The sequence below is a fragment of the Saltatorellus ferox genome, from assembly GCA_007751475.1.
In the GTDB taxonomy this organism is placed as follows: domain Bacteria; phylum Planctomycetota; class UBA1135; order UBA1135.
Window position 1 is genome coordinate 4,595,197 of record CP036434.1, and the last position, 18,626, is coordinate 4,613,822.

16 protein-coding genes and 1 pseudogene are annotated in these 18,626 nt (G+C 66.4%); 7 read left to right on the forward strand and 10 right to left on the reverse strand.

The window, feature by feature from the left end; genetic code table 11:
* Positions 1-444 precede the first annotated feature (444 nt).
* The 8 genes from Poly30_RS16445 to Poly30_RS16480 all read right to left on the reverse strand — a co-directional run bounded on the left by Poly30_RS16445 (position 445) and on the right by Poly30_RS16480 (position 8,775).
* A complete protein-coding gene (locus Poly30_RS16445; protein ID WP_145199418.1) occupies positions 445-630 on the reverse strand; it encodes a hypothetical protein in 186 nt (61 codons plus the stop codon).
* 67 nt (positions 631-697) lie between these two features.
* Positions 698-2,773 (reverse strand): recombinase family protein, encoded by a 2,076-nt coding sequence (locus tag Poly30_RS16450; RefSeq protein ID WP_145194155.1) that lies wholly within the window; start codon positions 2,771-2,773, stop codon positions 698-700.
* Between the two features lie 403 nt (positions 2,774-3,176).
* Positions 3,177-3,650, reverse strand: coding sequence for a helix-turn-helix domain-containing protein (locus Poly30_RS16455; protein ID WP_145194154.1), 474 nt, complete (start codon positions 3,648-3,650; stop codon positions 3,177-3,179).
* Between the two features lie 188 nt (positions 3,651-3,838).
* Entirely contained in the window at positions 3,839-4,135 is a 297-nt protein-coding gene (locus Poly30_RS16460; RefSeq protein WP_145194153.1) for a DUF5372 family protein, read from the reverse strand.
* The gene (locus Poly30_RS16465; protein WP_419190267.1) at positions 4,098-4,643 is read right to left on the reverse strand and encodes a transposase; all 546 of its coding nucleotides are present in this window, start codon (positions 4,641-4,643) and stop codon (positions 4,098-4,100) included. The genes Poly30_RS16460 and Poly30_RS16465 overlap by 38 nt, the downstream gene beginning before the upstream one ends.
* A gap of 475 nt (positions 4,644-5,118) precedes the next feature.
* Complete coding sequence (locus Poly30_RS16470) at positions 5,119-5,799, reverse strand: DUF4166 domain-containing protein (RefSeq protein WP_145199424.1); 681 nt, start codon at positions 5,797-5,799, stop codon at positions 5,119-5,121.
* 3 nt (positions 5,800-5,802) lie between these two features.
* Positions 5,803-6,183: a DoxX-like family protein gene (locus tag Poly30_RS16475; protein WP_419190268.1), complete on the reverse strand. Its 381-nt coding sequence runs from the start codon at positions 6,181-6,183 to the stop codon at positions 5,803-5,805.
* A gap of 162 nt (positions 6,184-6,345) precedes the next feature.
* Positions 6,346-8,775 carry a carboxypeptidase regulatory-like domain-containing protein gene (locus Poly30_RS16480; protein ID WP_145199430.1) on the reverse strand — a complete coding sequence of 810 codons (2,430 nt, stop codon included), beginning with the start codon at positions 8,773-8,775 and terminating at the stop codon, positions 6,346-6,348.
* A 367-nt stretch (positions 8,776-9,142) separates the two neighbouring features.
* On the opposite strand from Poly30_RS16480, the pseudogene Poly30_RS28580 reads away from it, so the two are divergent.
* A pseudogene (locus Poly30_RS28580) lies at positions 9,143-9,772 on the forward strand (transposase); the annotation flags it as partial.
* A 726-nt stretch (positions 9,773-10,498) separates the two neighbouring features.
* On the forward strand, positions 10,499-10,774 hold the full coding sequence (locus Poly30_RS16495) for a hypothetical protein (protein ID WP_145199436.1): 276 nt from the start codon (positions 10,499-10,501) through the stop codon (positions 10,772-10,774).
* A gap of 168 nt (positions 10,775-10,942) precedes the next feature.
* Here Poly30_RS16495 and Poly30_RS16500 read toward each other — a convergent pair whose 3' ends face one another.
* The gene (locus Poly30_RS16500; protein WP_419190270.1) at positions 10,943-11,476 is read right to left on the reverse strand and encodes a TrmH family RNA methyltransferase; all 534 of its coding nucleotides are present in this window, start codon (positions 11,474-11,476) and stop codon (positions 10,943-10,945) included.
* A 108-nt stretch (positions 11,477-11,584) separates the two neighbouring features.
* Here Poly30_RS16500 and Poly30_RS16505 point away from each other — a divergent pair, with 108 nt between their 5' ends.
* The 5 genes from Poly30_RS16505 (at position 11,585) to Poly30_RS16525 (ending at position 17,216) form a co-directional block, all read left to right on the forward strand.
* Complete coding sequence (locus Poly30_RS16505) at positions 11,585-11,977, forward strand: hypothetical protein (RefSeq protein ID WP_419190271.1); 393 nt, start codon at positions 11,585-11,587, stop codon at positions 11,975-11,977.
* Between the two features lie 155 nt (positions 11,978-12,132).
* A complete protein-coding gene (locus Poly30_RS16510) occupies positions 12,133-13,206 on the forward strand; it encodes a hypothetical protein (RefSeq protein WP_145199445.1) in 1,074 nt (357 codons plus the stop codon).
* A 22-nt stretch (positions 13,207-13,228) separates the two neighbouring features.
* Positions 13,229-13,420, forward strand: coding sequence for a hypothetical protein (locus tag Poly30_RS16515; RefSeq protein ID WP_145199448.1), 192 nt, complete (start codon positions 13,229-13,231; stop codon positions 13,418-13,420).
* 124 nt (positions 13,421-13,544) lie between these two features.
* A complete protein-coding gene (locus tag Poly30_RS16520; protein WP_145199451.1) occupies positions 13,545-14,516 on the forward strand; it encodes a hypothetical protein in 972 nt (323 codons plus the stop codon).
* A 105-nt stretch (positions 14,517-14,621) separates the two neighbouring features.
* Positions 14,622-17,216: a PSD1 and planctomycete cytochrome C domain-containing protein gene (locus Poly30_RS16525; RefSeq protein WP_145199454.1), complete on the forward strand. Its 2,595-nt coding sequence runs from the start codon at positions 14,622-14,624 to the stop codon at positions 17,214-17,216.
* Positions 17,217-17,475: 259 nt separating this feature from the next.
* On the opposite strand, the gene Poly30_RS16530 is transcribed toward Poly30_RS16525, so the two are convergent.
* Positions 17,476-18,531 carry a transposase gene (locus Poly30_RS16530; RefSeq protein ID WP_145199457.1) on the reverse strand — a complete coding sequence of 352 codons (1,056 nt, stop codon included), beginning with the start codon at positions 18,529-18,531 and terminating at the stop codon, positions 17,476-17,478.
* Positions 18,532-18,626 lie beyond the last annotated feature (95 nt).

Sequence of the window (18,626 nt, forward strand, 5' to 3'; positions counted from 1 at the left end):
GTGACCGCGAATCCCCCACAGGGCCGCCGCGCTCCTCCAACCCTCCGCTCTCGCGCCTCCCTCGGTAGCATCGATAGCGGACCAGCCGACCGACCTCAGCCGAGTCCGAGCCTACCCATGGATTCCCCCAGGGACCCCGGATTTCTGCCAGGCGCCGATGCCAAGATCCGCGACGGAACGGATAGGAACTCCAAGCGGTGTGTCGACACGCCAGTCACCGTATCCTGGAGCCCGATTCACCGCTACCCCCATCCTCACCGGCCACGCGGGAGCGCCCGGGCAGCCATCGGGCTCTTCGCTGAGCCGAACTCGCCCGATTTCGCCCCCTCCGACGAGCACCACCGGTTCACTTCACCACGACCTGCAGCCAGCACCCTTCCCAAGGCGCGGGCTGTTGTTGTTTCATCGAGCACGATCGCCCGCGCGCCGCTCTTCCGCAGCTTTCTACTTCCCGAAGTCCAGCCGCCCCTGCCGAGGCGGCATCGGTATTCGGACCTCGGGCTCTGCCGGTGGGGAACGGCTCGGCCCTGGCGAGGACAGGTCTCCCCCACCCAGCGAATCGGATGACCTCCTCGCCGCCGCTCTCACCCCCTCCAGCACCTTCCGCGCTGTCTCCGGATCTGTGATCACGGAGATCATGTGCCTGCGGCCGCGGCAGCGCGGGCGCTTGAGAACATCTTCCGAAAAGGAGTTGTAGTCATACTGCTGCCGATGTCCTGCTTCTCACGATTGATGCCTTCAGTGCGTTCTTCGCCTCGCTTCGAGCTTCGGTCAGGCGCTCGACATCGCCTGCATCGTACATCCAAGTCCCCTTGTCATCCGCGACGATCCCGGTGAGCTGACCGCTCCGGTGAAGGTCCTGCGCGGTGCTGACCGAGACGCCCAGTCGCGCAGCCGCCTGGGCGCGCGACAGCATGCCTTGATCGACAAGTCGAACCCGATACGGCTTCAGTCCATAGGCCTGGATGAGATGTTGGACGCTCTCACTCGTGAATTCATCACCGGCCCCGGTGCGTACTCCGCGTGCTCTCAGCTCCGCGACGACTCCCAGTCGCGTATGGCTTCCCAGGAGCTCGTCGACAAGACGGACGACCTCGGCGGGCGTCCGCCGAAGTTCGAACGCACACAGGGGCACGGGGAGCCGGAAAGACCGCTCCGCGCCGCCCTTCAGTCGCACCTGAACGAGGATGTCTTCGCCCCGAACCAGCGTGACGTCGTCCACCAAGAGCCGCACCAGACGCTTCTTCGTCTGATGCGCCGTGGAGGGATCGGCCCAGAGTGCCGCAAAGCCATCGGGAAGTCCCAGCAGCTCAGCGCGCTGCTCCGTCTCGATCCTGCGAGGGCTCTTCGATGCCCCCTGCTTGCGATCCTCCTGCGCGACCCGAAGCGCACGGAGCTTCTCGTTCCAGTCCGCTTCCAGTGAGTCGGCTACGAGCCGATTCGACGGGTCAACCTGGAGGTAGCGTGACCGCGACAGGTTCGCCTCATACTCCGCGCGCTGCACTCGCAGCTTGAGCTGACGGTCGTCGTCGCCTGCCCGCTCTCGGACCTGCTCTTGCACAGCAAGGCACAGCTCGATCGCCTCGGGAGTGAGCTCTCCCAGAAGAAGCTGACCCATCGCTTCATCGATCGCCTTCCCGTGCATGCGCTGACAGACCTCGGACGCTCCTTGGCTGTGCGCGGAACGACACTCGTAGATCGGCACCTTCCCTTCCTTCCTGCCGTCGTAGTGAACCCACATTCTTTGCCCGCACTTGCCACAGAGGAGGATGCCCTGCAGCAGAGCCGGCCCCTCCCGCGGCGTCAGCGTGCGACGGTCCACGCCGTAGGCGAGGCCGTTCTTTCGAATCGTCTCCTGGTTCCGCAGGTACTCGTCCCAGGTGATGTAGCCCGGGTGCGAGCCCGGCAGAGTCACGAGCCACTCCGACCGCGGAAGGACCACTCGCCTCTTCGTTCCAGTCGGCCCTGGCCGTTCGCCGTACCGACCATAGACGTACGCGCCCGAGTAGATCGGGTTGTGCAAGATCTGGAGCGTGCGAATCGCGGTCAGCGGATTCCAGACGAGCTCCACCAGCCCTCCACGTCGATTCAATCGTGCGGGGAAGTCGAGGCGCGCTCTCTGGAACTCCTTCGCGGTGGCAGCTGCGGACCCGAGTCGAGCGAACGTGTCGAACAGATGCTGGACGCGTTCGCGGATCTCTCCATCCGGATCGAAGACCACTTTGCTCGACCCATCGCGCACGTAGCCAATGGGCAGCTTCTGGCAGAGTTCCCCCCGTTTCGCCTTGTTCAAGATCCCGCCGCGGAGTCGCGCCCTGAGCACGTGCAGTTCCGCTTCACTCATGGTCCCTTTCAGCCCGAGCAGAAGACGATCGTTGAAGCAGGACGGGTCGTACACGCCATCCTCGTCCAGGATGAGCGTGCTCGAAAGCGCGCAGATCTCCAGCAGTCGATGCCAGTCGCTGGAGTTTCGGGCGAGACGGGACACTTCGAGCCCGAGCACGATCCCGGCGTGACCTAGCCCGACTTCCTTGACAAGCTCCTGGAACCCTTGACGATCGGCCGTTCCAGCGGCCGACTGCCCGAGATCGCAGTCGATGGTGATGACCTGCTCTTGACGCCAGCCGTGCGCGACCGCTCTGTCCGCGAGATTGTATTGTCGCTGGGTGCTCTCGCCATTCTCGACCACCTGGCGGAGCGTGGACTGACGGACGTAGAGGTAGGCGTTGCGGCTGAGATGGTGAGCGGTGACGCGTGTGGATGCGTTCGTCATGACGGGACCCTCCGAATCTGTGAATCGATGACCAGAGTTGCCAACAAGTTCAGCAACTCCACTTGCTCATATCGCGCGCCGACGAGGCGCGGGCGCGGCGCTTCTGCGCGCGCAGTCTCCGGGCTCGCCACCGAAGCAGCGGCCGCGAGTTCCGGGCGCATGAAAGCGATCCAGGCCGCCGATCCGCGAACCTGCAGAATGCGCCGAGAGCGCAGGACCGTCATGCGGCTGACTTCGATCGCTCGCACCGACGAGTCCTCGCCGCCCGGCATATTCGCCGGTTCCGAAGCCTCCATCAGGACGGAACGACGAATCTCCTCGTACGCATGCGCGAGGCCCACCTCGATCTCACTTCCCTCCGCCTTCGGGCCGTCAGGACCGCCCGTCGAGTACAGAACGGGGATCAGCGGGGCTTTTTTCGCAAGCCCTCGTGGGCCACGGCTCGCTCGATCGTTCGTACGTGAAGCCGCAGGCCAAGCCGCGCCTGCACCTCGTCGGCCAGTTTCGCACCGGTGAGGTGCTTGTCCTCCGCCAGCAACTCGCGCAGGAGCGCAAGGACGGGAGCCGTCACCTTGCGAGCACCTTTCGGGCCGCGCTTCTTGGGCAGCAGCCCGGCCATGCCCGCACGCTCGAACTCGGCCAGGGTTGAGTAGAACGCGGGTCGCGAAAGCCCGAAGTCCGCGGCCGCCTTGACAACGCTGTCCCCGTCGACGTGGACCCGCCTGAGCATCTCGTACTTCACTTGAAGCATGTCGCGCGGGTCGAAGAAGTCGAGCTGTGCAAAGAGCCGGTCGCTCACCGCCTCCGGGTGAGGATTGAGGATGGACCAGCGGCCCAGGTCGCCAGCTTTGGGATCGTCGGGGGGTGGGGTTGGCATGGTGGTCTGGGCACTTGAACTGGAGGACTGACTTAAGTTCTATGCCGCGCCTGGTGGCGACTTCAAGGACGCCCTCCGCTGAAAATGAGCACTTTCGTGGAATTAAAACCACAATCGTCTCGCTGCCATTCTGGCGCGAGCCATCTGCAAGCGGCATATTTTGCCTTACAGTTGCGGCAGGGTTTGACTTACACATCTTCCGCCTCCTTGCCGACCCTCGAGCCTCCAGGCTCTGGCGCGGCCTGCCGCTGAGCAGCCACGAGCGCGACTGCATGGAGCAGCTCCTCGACGCGGAACGGCGCCCGCCCCACGCTCGCCCGGGCGAACGGATCCACCTCGGCGAGGCTGGTCCAGGCCACTACAAGGCTGAAAACGACCCCGGCGCCGTCACAGCAGTCGACCCGGCTTTCGCCAGCGGTTCGCCGAACGGCGATGACCCGCAGCTCCTCACCGGAGCGCGGGTGGAAGGGATGAGTGACCGTCAATCGCTCCGTTGAATCGGGGACATCGACAGTAGTTGGTTGCGTGATCCAACACCCGCTTCAGAAGATCTGCCCAGCGGATGTAACTCTGGCCCTTCGACGGCTCCCCCGCACTCTTCGAGCCGTCTTCATCGGCGACGTCCACATCCTTCGGCTCCTTCCGAACCACGGGACGCGGCACCACCAGATCACGCAATGATGAGGCCGGGGCCAGCACTCCCTGATACGTCAGCTGATGCTCGCGCGGATGCGGCGCGAGCGCCGCCAGTCGAGCCATGAACTGGTACGGCGTCATGACGAAGCCTTTGGTCCCATCACGCCAGGCCTTGCGCAGCAGCCACGAGACCATCCCATCGGGACGGACATCGAAGCGTTCCAGACTGATGGCGGGCCTCGTCACATAGCGGCAGAGCTTCTCCAGCTGCGCCCGCTGCCCCTTCCGGATCAGCGTCGCCGCATGCAACGAGAACCCGTCAGCGTTCACCACCAGTGGGACGGATAGGAATTCCAAGCGGGGTGTCGAAATGACGCAGCCTTAGGGGGGGGGGTGAACCGACAGGTCTGGCTTCCGGTTCCGCAGTCAATCTGACGCGGATCGGCCCGGCCTCTCGTACCGCACCCGCTGCGAGCGCACAGAAGCCGGCTGCCGCGAGGTCTCCCGAGATCGAAGCCGTGGCCGTTGCCCTCCCCGACATCTGGTGCGCGGGGGTGATCTCGGTGAGGCTGGCGTAGATCGGCCCTCGGACTGGCATGGTGCGCCGATCTCCTCGGTCTCCATGGAGATGATCAGCATGGCGAGGCCCTCGCCGATGGGCTTCGTGATCATTCCATTGCCTGCGGGTCTCCCAGCCCCAAAAGTCAGGGCTCCCCATCATGGGAGTACTTCGCCCGTTTGGAGACCGTTCTGAGCACGCTCGCCTTTCCGGATCAGCGTCGCGGCGTGCAGTGAGAAACCGCCTGCGTTCGTGACGGATCGTCCCTTCCGCTCACTCCCGGCGCTCGGTTCGCTTGGGCAGGACGCACTCGGGCACCTCGCCCGCTGCTACAGGGCGCCATTCCACGTCGAAGTAGCCGCGGTAGCCGAAGAGGGGGCCCCAGATCGAGTTCCTCACGTCGACCTGGATTTGGAATTGGCCGCTAGCGTCGTCGTACCACTCATGGACGTCGGCGATGCCGGAGAAGAACATGGGGAAGCGGAAGCCTAGGAAGCGTTCGTAGAAGCGCTGAGAGCCGGAGCGCAGGCGTAGGCCCCCCTGCTCACTGACCGACATTTCGATGTCTACGGCCAGATGCTGGTGAGTGCCCAGGTAATCGACGATGCAGCCGCGCTCGACGCTGTGGATCATGTAGGCGTCGAAGCGCCGCACTTTGGGACCGCGAAAGGTGCGGATCCAGGTCATAGTTTCGCGGCCCAGTTCATCCACGTAGGCGTAGTTCTCGATGGTGAAGGGCACGTCCTTCAGCTGCTCGGGAAACATGATCCGGCGCCAGGCGCCCACGTAGAGGAAGGGCAGGGTGTAGGGCTTGCCGTGCCAGACCCGGGACATGATGCCGTTGCCGATGGAAGCGATACCGTCGGCGCTCGTGAAGCCGAAACGACGCTGAATCTGAGGATGCAGGAGGTCGAAATCTGCCCCTAGCACCTTGGCGTACATGGATTGGGACATCGGTCAGGACTCCTTGGGCTTGCGCCTGAGGCAGCGGCGAGCGGAGGGAAGGTTGTTGGCATGCATCCAAGCGATACCGGCGAGAGAAGCGACCCCGAGGTTGAGCGTGACTGGATTGAATGCCTGACCCAAGTAGGCCGGACTTTGGATCCCGACCATCACCAACGCGGCAAACATACCGACGATCGTCATCAGGTAGGGCCAGGCCCGTGAGCCAAAGGCCAGGAGCACGAAGGCCCAGGCCAGTTCGGCCATGCCCATGGCGATGAGGGCCTGATGGACGCGGCCTTCAGGCACCCCCCCCGCGCGCAGCATGGCCTGCTCGCCGGCGTCGCGCAGCCAGAGCTTGGGCACTATGCCGTGGTAGGCGAAGACGAGGATCAAGGTGGCGCGCGCCAGCACGTGCGTGGCCGCGCGACGCAGGGTCTGACTTGGATCCAGCCCGCCTTCGATCCAAAGGCGTAGGGTCTCACCAGCCCATGCGGAGCCCCGGGCAGCGGGCTGCCACGAAGCCCGAGTTTCTCTCGGGATTCCCCCGCTGGCGCCCTATTCGAGCACGAGCGTGGGGGGCGCCGCACCGACCCCCCCAGGGCCCACCCTGAAGCCGTGGGAGATCTCTCTTTGGGTCATGGCCCTGAGCCTCAGCACGTAGGCGCCGTCTGGGAGGCCGGGCAGGGCCAGCGTGTGGGAGGCGCCCTCCGTCAGGAAGGACAGCGGCAGCTCGACGGCTCCATCGGCGCGCGAGACGCGACCGTTCAGCCACGTTCCGTCCTTGGCCTCGATCTGGAAGCTGGGGCCCTCCTGGGGGGTGGCCGCGGGCAGGAGCACTGACGTGGTCTCCCCGTCACGGACGTCGACCTCGACGCTCGCCAGGGCGTAGCCAGCCGCGCTGAAGCGCAGCGAGTACCTGCCCGCGGCGAGCGGGCCCTTTGGATCCATGTCGGATAGGGGGAGGGGCTCGTGCTCTCCGTTCGCCTGGCTCAGCACGATCGCGTCCGTGCCCTCTGGCCAGCCCGAGCTGTTCAGGGACGACGTCTCCCACTGGAGCATGCCGCCGCTGCCCGATGGGATGTCACTCAGCTCTGAAGTCTCGCTCGCCTCGATCACAACCTCGCCCTTCCACGTGGCGCGGTCGGGCGCGGTGAACGTCGCGCCGTAGGTCCCGACCGGAAGCTCGTCCAGCGTGAAGGAGCCATCGGGCTCGAAGTCGGTCGTGAAGGCCAGCGGAAACCCCACGAGCTCGATCGACACCTTGGCGCCGGCGGGGACGGTGCCGGTGGCGTCGATCACCCGGCCACGGGCGGCGCCGTGCGCGAGGTCTTCCGCGGTGATCTGGAGGACCACAGGCGAGGCCGCCGGGAAGATGTCCTTCTCCAGGTGCAGTGATGCCATGGGGTGGCTGGGGCGCCCCGGCGTTGCGGTCCGCTGGACGTTCAGGTCGCGGGCGCGCTCCATATCTTCGCCCATGGAAAAGTCGCCGTCCTTGTGCGTCAGCGCCACGTCAACCCAACCGCCTGCGTCGTCGAGTGCGATCACCATCAGCCCCTCCAGCGGCTCGCCGCCCGGTCCAAGGACGAAGCCCGTTAGGCCGGTGGGCGGCGCCACCACCGGGTTCCACTCGACGCGGTCGACGCTGGCGAGATCCAGCACGGCCTCTGCGGCGTCCGGGGTTCCCACTCTGACGGCCCTGACCTTCTGCTCGGCGCTGCGGGCGACCCCGATCAGCTCGTAGGCGCCGGCGGCGTCCGACTTCGTAGAGCGCGACGACTGGAGGCTGCGCTTCAGCACTTCATAGGTGGAGACGTGGACGCCTTCGACGGGAGCGCCGCGGCTGTCCGTGACCGTCCCGAAGACGGTGGCTCCCGCTGCGAGCGTCAGGCGCAGCGATTCGGAGGTGCCCGGCGCCAGAACAACGCTCTGAAGGAGCGGCAGATGCACACGATCGTCCGCGAGCACCGTCCACCCGACCGGCGCCAGCCCCGACCAGGCGAAGCGGCCCTCAGAATCCGTCAGCGCGCGCAGTCGCGCCGGCCGATTGAGGTAGCTCGTCTCCGAACCGTGCGGCGCGTCCGTGTGCGGGCCGTCCGAGGCGAGGCTCATGCGGGCTCCTGCCACCGGCTGGCCCGCTTCGTCCACGACGATTCCCTCTAGCGCAGCGCCCTCTCCCCGCAGCCGCAGGACGATGCCGGTTTGGCTGCCGTCCGCGACGCTGCACTCCCGCCTGGCCGAGGGAGCCTGCGGATGACGACGGGCGAAGAGCCCGCCGTCCGTGAGGATGCCTCTGAAAGCAAACGCACCGGACTTGTCTGACTCGGCGACCACTTCAGACTCTCCAAAGAAGCCGACCCAGACGATCTCGGCCTCGGGCACCGGAAGGCCAACGGCATCGAGCACGCTGCCGCGGAAGGAGATCCCGGCGGGCAGCGTCAGCGTGATCTCCGCGGTGAGCCCGGGCTCCACCGCGAGAGACGCGCGGCTTTCCTCCGGCGTGCCTGGGACCGCGATGGCGTAGGGGCCGGGCCGTACGCCAGAGAACTCGGCGCGCCCTAGCGCGTCCGTGCTCTCACTCCGGCGTCCAAATGGCGACCCAGAGTACGCGCCTGGCCGCAGCGAGACCCTCACGTCAGAAGCCAGCTCGCCTGAGTCTTTCCAGCGCACTAGAACGGAGACGGCGCCGACCTGGGTCGCCTCTTTGGACTCGGGCGCCAGGGCGGGAGCCAGCGCCGGCTCTGCCGCGGTCCCTTGGCTGCGAGTCGCGTCGCGGGGATCCACGGGATCCAGGTGGACAAGCTCCGCCGGCGTCGCCGTCTCTGCGGCCAAGGAGTCACCGGCGCCCCCGAGGACCTCGGGCTCTCCCGCTCGATCCGCGCGGGTTCCCAGCCAGATGGCGCCGACCAGAGTCAAAAGACCGAGCGCTGCGGCCCACCCTCGGAAGCTCGGTCCGGTGGAGTGCTCGCGTGCGTCGGGTTGGGCCATGGTCAAGCCACCTTACCCTCGCCTCGCGTTCGCGAGCACCCCGCTCGAAGCCGAATCTACTGACCGATCGAGGCGAGAACTTCGCCGAGCCTGTGGCGGGCGGCAAATGGCGCAATCTGCCGCACATCTCGTCGACCGAGTTTTTCCGGACGTCCCGGTGCGCCAGTGGGTCCTGTCGGTTCCGAAACCCCTTCGGTTGGCGATGGCGATGGACGCGTGCCTTTGCCGCGATGTGAGCCGCGCCCACCTTCGTGCAGTCTCGGCATCGTATGTGCGTCGGGCGAAGGCAGCACTTGCACTCGAGGGCCAGGAGCCGCATCCCGATGGTGTGAGTCCCACTGCCACCAGTGACGCCATTCAATTCCATCCCGGAGCGGTGAACTCGACGCAGCGTTTTGGGTCGGCGCTCGAAGCCAACGTCCACTACCACTCCCTCTACCTGGACGGCGTCTACGTGACACGTAGTGCGTTCGATCGCCCCGAGTTCTTGCCTGCCGGCCCTCTGAAGTCCGATGAGGTCCAGCGCGTTCATCGCGACGTGATCGCTCGTATTCGACGCGTGCTCGAGAAGCACGATCTGAACCCACTCGCCCTGGGCCTGCCGCCTCGTACCGGTGTCAAGGGGACCGCTGAGTTCGCGGACTCAACCGAGTTCGAACAGCCGCTCCTGGACTTCGGCGATGCGCGTGACGGTTCGTTCTTTCCAGGCTTGAAGGCAGCCTCGGTGAATTCACTGGTGCCGTTCGGCCCACGCGCCGGCCTACCGCTCCAGCGGCTCCGCGATCCCGACCTGCAGAGAGCGTTCGAGTCCGCAGGCTGGTCGAGTCAGCGCGTCTCCCCTCCGCTGGTGGTGAACTCGAGTGGGTTCTCACTTCATGCGGCCACGGTGGTCCGTAAGGGCCAGCGTGATCGGCTCGAGAAGCTGTGCCGCTATGTCACGAGGCCAGTGCTCTGCCTCGATCGATTGGAGGTGCGCAGTGATGGTCTGATCTCGTGATCGCTGCGCCGGCCTTGGCGGGATGGCACCAAGGCCTTCGTGTTCACGCCGTACGAATTCCTCGCGAGGCTAGCCGCGCTGGTTCCGCACCCGCGCGAGCATCAGTTGACCTATCAAGGGGTACTGGCACCGGCTTCACCACTGCGCGACCAAGTGGTCCCGCGCCCGGTGGTTCAGAAGGAGCCGAAGGACGCTGACGAGGTGGATCCAGCGAGCACCGAGTCGGAGGCATCGACGTATATTCGCTGGGCCGATCTCCTCCGAAGAGTTTTTTCGGTCGACGTCTTGAAGTGCCCACGGTGCCAAGGACGTCGGCACATGATCTCGGTGATCACGGATTCGGAGACGGTGCGGAAGGTGTTGGAGGGGGTGAGGAAGGCGGCGATAGAATCGGGCGCATCATCGGATGGGGGAGCGTCATCTTCGCCAGCGATGAGCCGCTCTCCACCCCCAGAGTCGGAGGCTCGAATACCCATGCCGCCTAGACAGGGGCGGCTGGACTTCGGGAAGTAGGGCGCAGCGGTGACGCCGCGCTCGGGCCGTCGGGCTCGATGAAACAAACACAGCCAGCACCTTGCGGAGGGTGCTGGCTGGAGGTCGTGGTGAAGCGGACCAGTGGTGCTGGTCGAAGCAGCAGAACCGGGGGTGCTCAGCTCGGCGGAGTGGGCCGACGGTCGCTCAGGCGCTACCGTGTGACCTGTGGGAGAGGGTGTTGCCGAAAAACGCGTGCTGGGAACGGATAGCAAGTTCCAGAAGGACGCGGAGCGCTACGGAGCGGCGGCGCTGGATGCGCTGCGCCACTGCGGGTACTCGGAGACGAAGGACCCGGACGAGGTCCCCGACAGCGTCACCTACTGGGGCCTGCTCCTGCTCGTCGCCTTCGATCCCGCGAGAAGACTCGACTGCTGGGACGAACTGGAGAGCCTGGAAGCCTTCGCCTCCGACGAACGACACCGCCGCGGCCTGGCGGAGACGGTGCGAGTCGTGCAAGAGACGTTCTAGCACGACCATCGCCCGCTCGCGAAAGGATGTGTTCAGGAAGAGGTTGTCCCCGGAGAAGCCGACACAAACGGACCAGGTGCAGTTGTTCCGGAACAACTGCACCTGGTCCGTTTGTGTCGGAACGCTCGAGACAGAAGCAAGGATCGGTTTCCCTGGAACAGCGGTTCATCAACGCTCGTTCCGGGGCTCGCTCGGCGCCTGACGTGGCTCCGGGTACTTGCCTGCGATGGGTGTCAATGAGGACCTTCGTGAGCGCTGCAGCTCGTACGTGGCCATGCCGTGGGCGATCGCGACATTGAGCGAGGCGACGGGGCCGAACTGAGGGATACGGACGAGGGCAGTGCAGGCATCGAGGAACTGCTCCGAGAGCCCGTCTCGCTCGTTCCCGAGGACGAGTGCGACCCGATCGGGCCAAACCATCTTGTGGAGCGGCGCGGCCCCTGGCCGAATCTCGATGGCCACGGCGCTCCAGTGACCGGCACGGCACCAATCGAAGAACTCCGCGTCCTCCGCCACGTAGGTGATCTCGCACCTGGTCTCGAGCTTCCTCGAGAAAGCCTGGGAGCTCTTTCGGAAATCCCAGGCTCGTTCATGGCCGACCATCAGGAGCGGGCCGCCGCCCATGGCCACGTGGGTGCGCACGATCGAGCCGACGTTCGTGGGGCTCTTGAGCCCGTGCAGGATCGTGGCGAACGCGTTCATGGGAGCGCGAGCCTGACCGGGTGGGGCCACATTTGCCAGAGAGAAGTGAGGCGCCTGCTCGCCCGCCATGGGCGGGCGGTGATCGCCAGGAACAGTAGTCTCTACCCAATGAAAGTACTCGCACGCGCCACCTGGCTGTTGGGCGCCACCGCCTGCCTCCTGCCCTGGGCTGCCCATGCCATGGGACTGTCCCCCCACCGGCAGCACAGCGACCTGTGGATTGCGCTCGGGCTCTTCCTGCTCGGACTGACCCTCGAACTGGTGCTCGGCCACGGTCCCCGCCGCGTCGCCCGCGCGGTCCTCGGGCTGCTCGCGATCGGCATCGCAGCGGCCAACGCGACCACGCTACGGGAGTCTGCTGCCCACGCCGGGCAGCCCGGCGTCAAGGGTTTCCTCGGGGACGCAGCCCTTCAACGCCTTGCAGTCTACGCGGCGGTGTCCTTGGCGGGCCTGGTCCTGATGGTCACCGCCACCTTGGACCGAAAGCGCCGAGTCAGTTGAAGCCCCGAAGCGAAGCGCAAGTGCCTTTGATGTGGTCCCTGGGCTCGAAACGAAGCGGTCTGTCGATTGGTAGCGCTTATCTCAGGGCGAGCAGCTGAGCGTCCGGGAGCCAATCCGTGATGGTCGCGAAAGCGGCTTCGGGCCATCATGCGCCCATGAAGCGGAGACTTCTCGCCTTGACGATCGCCCTCGTGGCCGCTGCGCTCTTTCTCGAGATCGGGCTCAGGGTCCTGCTCTTCGGCGGCGTCGGGCCGGGTTGGGCGCTGAGGAGGCCCTCTCGATTCGCGGACTATCAGTCCGACGAGGACTACTACAAGCTCGCCCGTCTCTGGCGCCAAGGAGCCGGACGAGAAAGGCCGCAGAGATATCACCCCTCTCTCGGATGGGTCTCAAATGCGATCGACCCGGTCACCCTCACGCACTCGTCGGACGGGCAGCGCGAGGGGAGACAGCTCGTCCTTCTGTACGGGGACTCGTATTCGCACTGCGTCACTCCGGTCGGAACGCGCTTCGAGGACCTGATCCATCGCTCGGACCCGCCGAACCCGCTCCATCTGCTCAACTTCGGGGTGAGCGGCTACGGACTCGATCAGACCACGATGCTGTTCGAAGCCACCATCGACTCTCACGCCCATGCAGCGCCCGTCGTTCTCATCGGCGTTTTCGTGGACGACGATCTGGACCGCTGCGTCCTCGAGATGCGCGGCTTCCCGAAGCCCGTGTTTCAGCTCGACGACGAGGGTCTCCGGCCGAGCGGGATACCCGCGCCCACGCTCGCTGAGTATCTGGAACAGCACCCGCTCGGGATCCGCAGCTACCTCGCGCGTTTCCTGACGCACGGCCCGCTCCGTCACACCGGGCTGGGGCCTTCGAGTCACGAAGACGAGAAGAGCGCACTCGCGGTAGCGCTGACGCACCGCCTGATCGACGGGCTGGAAGAGAGGTCCCTGCGCGCAGGATTCGTGCTCTTCGAGGGCGAGGCCCGAACGGCTACCTCCGCTCCCGTCAATGACTGGCGCATGACGACGCTCGTCCAGACGCTCCGCCAGCGCGATGTGCCCTTCATCAGGCCGAGCGAGGCCCTGCGTGCGAAGGGAGCGGCGGAGGAGCGGGACGTTCGGGGGTTCTTCGGCCAGGGTGGGGAGCTGTCGGATCACTACACGCCGGAGGCGAACGCCGTGGTGGCCGCGGTCCTCGAGGAGTTCGTGCTTCAACTCGAAGCGCGCTGACGTCCGGGCTATCCTCAGGTCCATGGCGATCATCCAGATTCCGAAGCACGTGGGGACCTGTCGAGTCATCACGTCGTACGCGGGGACTCCGCTGATCACCAACGACAAGACGGGGAAGAACAAGGTGCTGATACCCTGCAAGACGCCCCGGCAGGCCAGCGAACTCTGTGATCGCATCAACCGGGGAGATCACGACGGCACGGTCCGTGCTTGACGGAGGGCCCTCGCAGAAGTTTCCGGGGAAAGCCTGCAAGACATCCACTGTCGTGACATCCAGGCAGCGAACGGATAGGAATTCCAAGCGGGGTGTCGAAATGACGCACCCTTAGGGGGACGACATGGCGAGACTTCCAGCAGGTCTTCGCTGGAAAGGTAGCCTCGTGGCCCGCGTGGTGATCACCGAACCGGGTTCACACTTCACCGTCGACAGGCGCCTCGGGATCGGAGGCGACGGCTTTCCGGCCCTGCCGCGCCAGCTCTCATGGCAGGTGGTCCCGCTCGGTGAACAGATCGCCCGCTCACTCAGCGTCGACCCGCTCCTGGCCCTCGCCATGCGCGGCGTCAATCCGGTCCCTTCGTCGACGGCGTCGATCGAGACCGATCTCCAGATCCAGTACATGGATCAGAGCCAGCAAGTGGCGAGCTACAGCGGCAGCTTCACGGGCTTCGACTCGAGCCTCGCCAGGCGGATCATCGGCGCGCGCTGGCAGGACCCGCGCGACGGCACGATGCGCGGCTGGACGACCCCAGCGGGGTCGGAGTCGACGGACGCCGTGGAGGACATGCGTGATCTTCTGCGAACCCTGCGCGCTGCCGTACTCACCGCCGCTCCGGGCACGGACGTCACGGCCATGAGCGACGAAGAAACCGTCACCGAGGTCGCGATCAGCACCTTGCCAGCCGACGTCGCGACGGCGCCTACCGCCGTCAAGCGAGCGGTCCAACGGGCAGACACGACCGCCCCGGCGGACGATCCCAGCCCCGCCACTCGCGCCACCCGCGCAGCGCTCGCTGCGCGCGACCACGCGAACAAGGCAATCAGCCTCGAGGCCGATGGGACGGGCCTCGTCTCCGGACTCGCCGCTGAACTTTCGCCGGTCGCCCAGACGACCTACAGCAGCCTGCAGTCCGCCGCAGCGAACGCAATAGCGGCGGCGGACAGCGCGGGCAGTAGCGCGAGAACCGCAAGCCTCACGACCGGTCAGCTCCAGATCGACGCCGCGGACGAAGCGGAGCGCCTCGCCACCGAAGCACTTCAGTTCTCCGCAGAGGCCTCCACCCTGCTGAGTCTCCTGAGCACACTGATCTGAGGCGCTCTCTCCACCTACGCGCGATAGGATCCCTGTTGGCTTTCGAAGAGGGGATACTGGGGGCTGGCGAGACCCTCGGCCGTTTCTGGCTGATAGGATGATCCAGTGCTTCTCATCCTCCTCACGCTGACTCTCCTGGCCCAGGGCCACGCAACACGGAGTGGACCGGTCGACTTCGATAGTGAGGTGCGACCGATTCTGTCGGACAGCTGCTTTGCCTGCCACGGCCCCGACGCGGGATCGCGTGCGGCCGGGCTGCGGCTGGATACGCGGGAGGGCGCGCTCGCAGATCTTGGCGGCTACGCGGCGATCGTGCCCGGCGACGCCGAGGGCAGCGAGCTGTGGGCCCGCGTGACCTCCGAGTTCGAGTTCGAGGTGATGCCGCCGCCCGAGGCGCACAGGAAACCTCTCGGGAATCGAGAGCGCGAAGTGCTGCGGCGCTGGATCAACGAGGGCGCCAACTGGTCGCAGCACTGGGCGTTCGTGCCGCCGAAAAAAGCGGCGCTCCCCGAGGGCGCCGCGCACCCGATCGACGCGCTGGTCGAGCGCCGACTGAGGGCCGAGGGCCTCGAGCTGGCTCCGGCAGCCAGCGCGCGGACGCTCGCGCGACGCCTCTCGATCGATCTCGTGGGCCTGCCGCCGGAACCGGGGGCGCTGGAGGCACTGGGCGAGACGCTCAACGCCGAGGCATGGCGCGCCTACGTCGATGCGCTCCTTGACTCACCTCACCACGGCGAGCGTATGGCCATGTGGTGGCTCGACGTCGCGCGCTATGCAGACAGCGACGGCTTCCAGCAGGACGAGGTGCGCACGAACTGGCCGTGGCGGGACTGGGTCGTCAGGGCCTTCAACGCAGGGATGCCCTTCGACGAGTTCGCGACGCTTCAGCTCGCAGGTGACCTGCTGCCAGGCGCCACCGAGGAGCAGATCCTCGCCACGTGCTTTCAGCGCAACCACATGCACAACGGCGAGGGCGGACGCGACCCGGAGGAGTCGCGCGTCGACTACGTGCGCGATCGCACCAACACCCTCGGCACCGTGTTCCTCGGCCTGACACTCGAATGCGCGCAATGCCACGATCACAAGTTCGATCCGGTCAGCCAGCGCGACTACTACCGCCTCTCGGCGTTCTTCGATTCGATCGACGAGTCCGGCCACGCGGGTGGAGGCGCGGGCCCCTTCCAGAAGCTCACGGCGCCCGCGGCGCAGCCCCACCTCGAGCGCGCCAGGCGCGAACTCGCGGACGCTGACGAGCGGCTGGCTGCTGTCCGGCTAGGGCACGCGGGCCGGTTCGAGGCGTGGCTCGACGCTCAGACCGCACGCGTCCAGGAGGGATACCAGGCGTGGACACCGCTCTCTCCCGATGGGCTCTGGACCGCCGAGGGCAGCCAGCTGGTGGCTCAGCGAGACGGCCATGTCCTCTGCGCTTCCCTGGGCATGGATCAAGAGGACTACTTCCTCGAAGTCCATGGATCCCCCACGCACCGCGTCACCGGCCTGCGGCTGGAGATCCCGAGGGTGCAGGGCGCGCCCGGGGCCGGGTTCTCCTTCACGGACGACGGTGAGTTCATCATGACCGGCGTGAAGCTGCGCGTGCGCAAGCGAGGCGCTACGACGCTGCGTGACGTCGAGCTGGCATCCGTCACGGCGAACGTCGAGGGCAAGGGCAGCGACGCGCAGAACGGTCCGGTCTCCGGTTTGCTCGGCGACGATCTAAGGCAAGGGTGGACCACCGCGGGAAAGGAGGTCGATGCGACCGCCACCGCGGTGCTCGCGCTGCGAGATCCGCTTCGCCTCGCCCTGGATGAGTCTTTGGTGGTCGAGATCCTCCACCGTTCGACCGTTCCCAAGGCGCACGTGCGCGCGATCCGCATCAGCGTCGCGGACGAGCCCGGGCAGGCGGTGCAGCGAGTCGGCGCCACGCCGCTCGAGAAGCTGTCGTCGCGCGTGCAGAGCCCTTTGGCTGAGCAAGCCTTGGATGGCGAGCTGCGCGAGGAGCTCTTCCTCCAGTACCTCGAGGACGTCCCCGCCTGGCAAACGGCTCGCCGAGAGCGAGACCGCTACGCCGCGCAGCTTCGGGACGCCGAGACTTCCGCCCGAGAGCTGGCCGTCACGGTGCTGCGAGAGCGCGGGGAGCCGCGCGTCACGTCCGTGCTCCTGCGCGGCGTCTGGGACAAGAAGGGAGAGCCCGTAACCCGCGGCTTTCCCGGCGAGGTCTTCGCGGGCGATACGGTGCCAGAGAGCCCATCGCGCCTCGACCTCGCTCGCTGGGTCACGTCGCGCCAGAACCCCCTGACCGCGCGCGTCATCGTCAATCAGATCTGGCAACAGATTTTCGGCCGCGGTTTGGTCTCCACGCCGAGCGACTTTGGCGTGCAGGGCGCACGCCCGCGCTACCCCGAGCTGCTCGACTGGCTCGCCGTGGACTTCATGGAGAGCGGTTGGAACGTGCGACACCTCCTGCGCACGATCGTCACCAGCCGCGTATACGCACAGGCGAGCGAAGGGAGTCCCGATCTCATGGACCGCGATCCCCACGGCGACCTGCTCGCGCGCGGGCCGCGCTATCGGCTGCCGAGCTGGATGATCCGTGACGCTGCGCTGGCCGTGTCCGGTCTGCTCGTCGACGACGTCGGCGGGCCGCCGATGTATCCGCACCAGCCTCCCGGCGTATGGGAAGACGTTTTCAACGACGGATAGGAACTCCAAGCGGTGTGTCGACACGCCAGTCACCGTATCCTGGAGCCCGATTCACCGCTACCCCCATCCTCACCGGCCACGCGGGAGCGCCCGGGCAGCCATCGGGCTCTTCGCTGAGCCGAACTCGCCCGATTTCGCCCCCTCCGACGAGCACCACCGGTTCACTTCACCACGACCTGCAGCCAGCACCCTTCCCAAGGCGCGGGCTGTTGTTGTTTCATCGAGCACGATCGCCCGCGCGCCGCTCTTCCGCAGCTTTCTACTTCCCGAAGTCCAGCCGCCCCTGCCGAGGCGGCATCGGTATTCGGACCTCGGGCTCTGCCGGTGGGGAACGGCTCGGCCCTGGCGAGGACAGGTCTCCCCCACCCAGCGAATCGGATGACCTCCTCGCCGCCGCTCTCACCCCCTCCAGCACCTTCCGCGCTGTCTCCGGATCTGTGATCACGGAGATTATGTGCCTGCGCCCGCGGCAGCGCGGGCAGCTGAGAACATCTTCCGAAAACACCCGCTTCAGAAGATCTGCCCAGCGGATGCACCTCTGGTCCTTCGACGGCTCCCCCGCACTCTTCGAGCCGTCTTCATCGGCGACGTCCACATCCTTCGGCTCCTTCCGAACCACGGGACGCGGCACCACCAGATCACGCAATGATGAGGCCGGGGCCAGCACTCCCTGATACGTCAGCTGATGCTCGCGCGGATGCGGCGCGATCGCCGCCAGTCGAGCCATGAACTCATGCGGCGTCATGACGAAGCCTTTGGTCCCATCACGCCAGGCCTTGCGCAGCAGCCACGAGACCATCCCATCGGGACGGACATCGAAGCGTTCCAGACTGATGGCGGGCCTCGTCACATAGCGGCAGAGCTTCTCCAGCTGCGCCCGCTGCCCCTTCCGGATCAGCGTCGCCGCATGCAACGAGAACCCGTCAGCATTCACCACGAGTGGAGGCGGCACGTACTGGCTCCCCCAACCCGACGACTGGAACGCAAGGCCGAGATCAGGGTCGATGAGGCGCTTCAGCGGGCGGCCTGCGGCCTCGCCCAACGGAATCAGCGACTTCACCGATGCCGCTTTCAGGCCTGGGAAGAACGAACCTTCACGCGCATCCCCGAAGTCGAGCAGCGGTGACTCATCCGCGCCCCCGTCCGCGTACTCCCAAGGGGGTTCGTCCCCTTTGCGTAGGGCCAGACCGAGTGAGATTGGGTCGAGGGAGAAGCGCTTCAGCACGCGACGGATGCGCGCGATCGCGTCGCCGTGCACACGCTCGACCTCCGCCGACGTGAGAGGATCTGCGGGCAGAAAGACGGCTCTGCACATGGGCACCGAGGAGAGTCAACCGCACGCGCCCGCCGGGTCCGGAGAGCTCGAGGCCAGCTCGCCCTCCAGCATCGGTCATGGATTTGAGTCCGGCG

Coding starts and splice junctions, on each gene's coding strand:
- Poly30_RS16515 (WP_145199448.1), top strand. CDS start 13,229: ATGGCGATCATCCAGATTCCGAAGCACGTGGGGACCTGTCGAGTCATC.
- Poly30_RS16470 (WP_145199424.1), bottom strand. CDS start 5,799: ATGTCCCAATCCATGTACGCCAAGGTGCTAGGGGCAGATTTCGACCTC.
- Poly30_RS16510 (WP_145199445.1), top strand. CDS start 12,133: ATGAAGCGGAGACTTCTCGCCTTGACGATCGCCCTCGTGGCCGCTGCG.
- Poly30_RS16505 (WP_419190271.1), top strand. CDS start 11,585: ATGAAAGTACTCGCACGCGCCACCTGGCTGTTGGGCGCCACCGCCTGC.
- Poly30_RS16500 (WP_419190270.1), bottom strand. CDS start 11,476: ATGAACGCGTTCGCCACGATCCTGCACGGGCTCAAGAGCCCCACGAAC.
- Poly30_RS16530 (WP_145199457.1), bottom strand. CDS start 18,531: ATGTGCAGAGCCGTCTTTCTGCCCGCAGATCCTCTCACGTCGGCGGAG.
- Poly30_RS16450 (WP_145194155.1), bottom strand. CDS start 2,773: ATGACGAACGCATCCACACGCGTCACCGCTCACCATCTCAGCCGCAAC.
- Poly30_RS16455 (WP_145194154.1), bottom strand. CDS start 3,650: ATGCCAACCCCACCCCCCGACGATCCCAAAGCTGGCGACCTGGGCCGC.
- Poly30_RS16520 (WP_145199451.1), top strand. CDS start 13,545: ATGGCGAGACTTCCAGCAGGTCTTCGCTGGAAAGGTAGCCTCGTGGCC.
- Poly30_RS16480 (WP_145199430.1), bottom strand. CDS start 8,775: ATGGCCCAACCCGACGCACGCGAGCACTCCACCGGACCGAGCTTCCGA.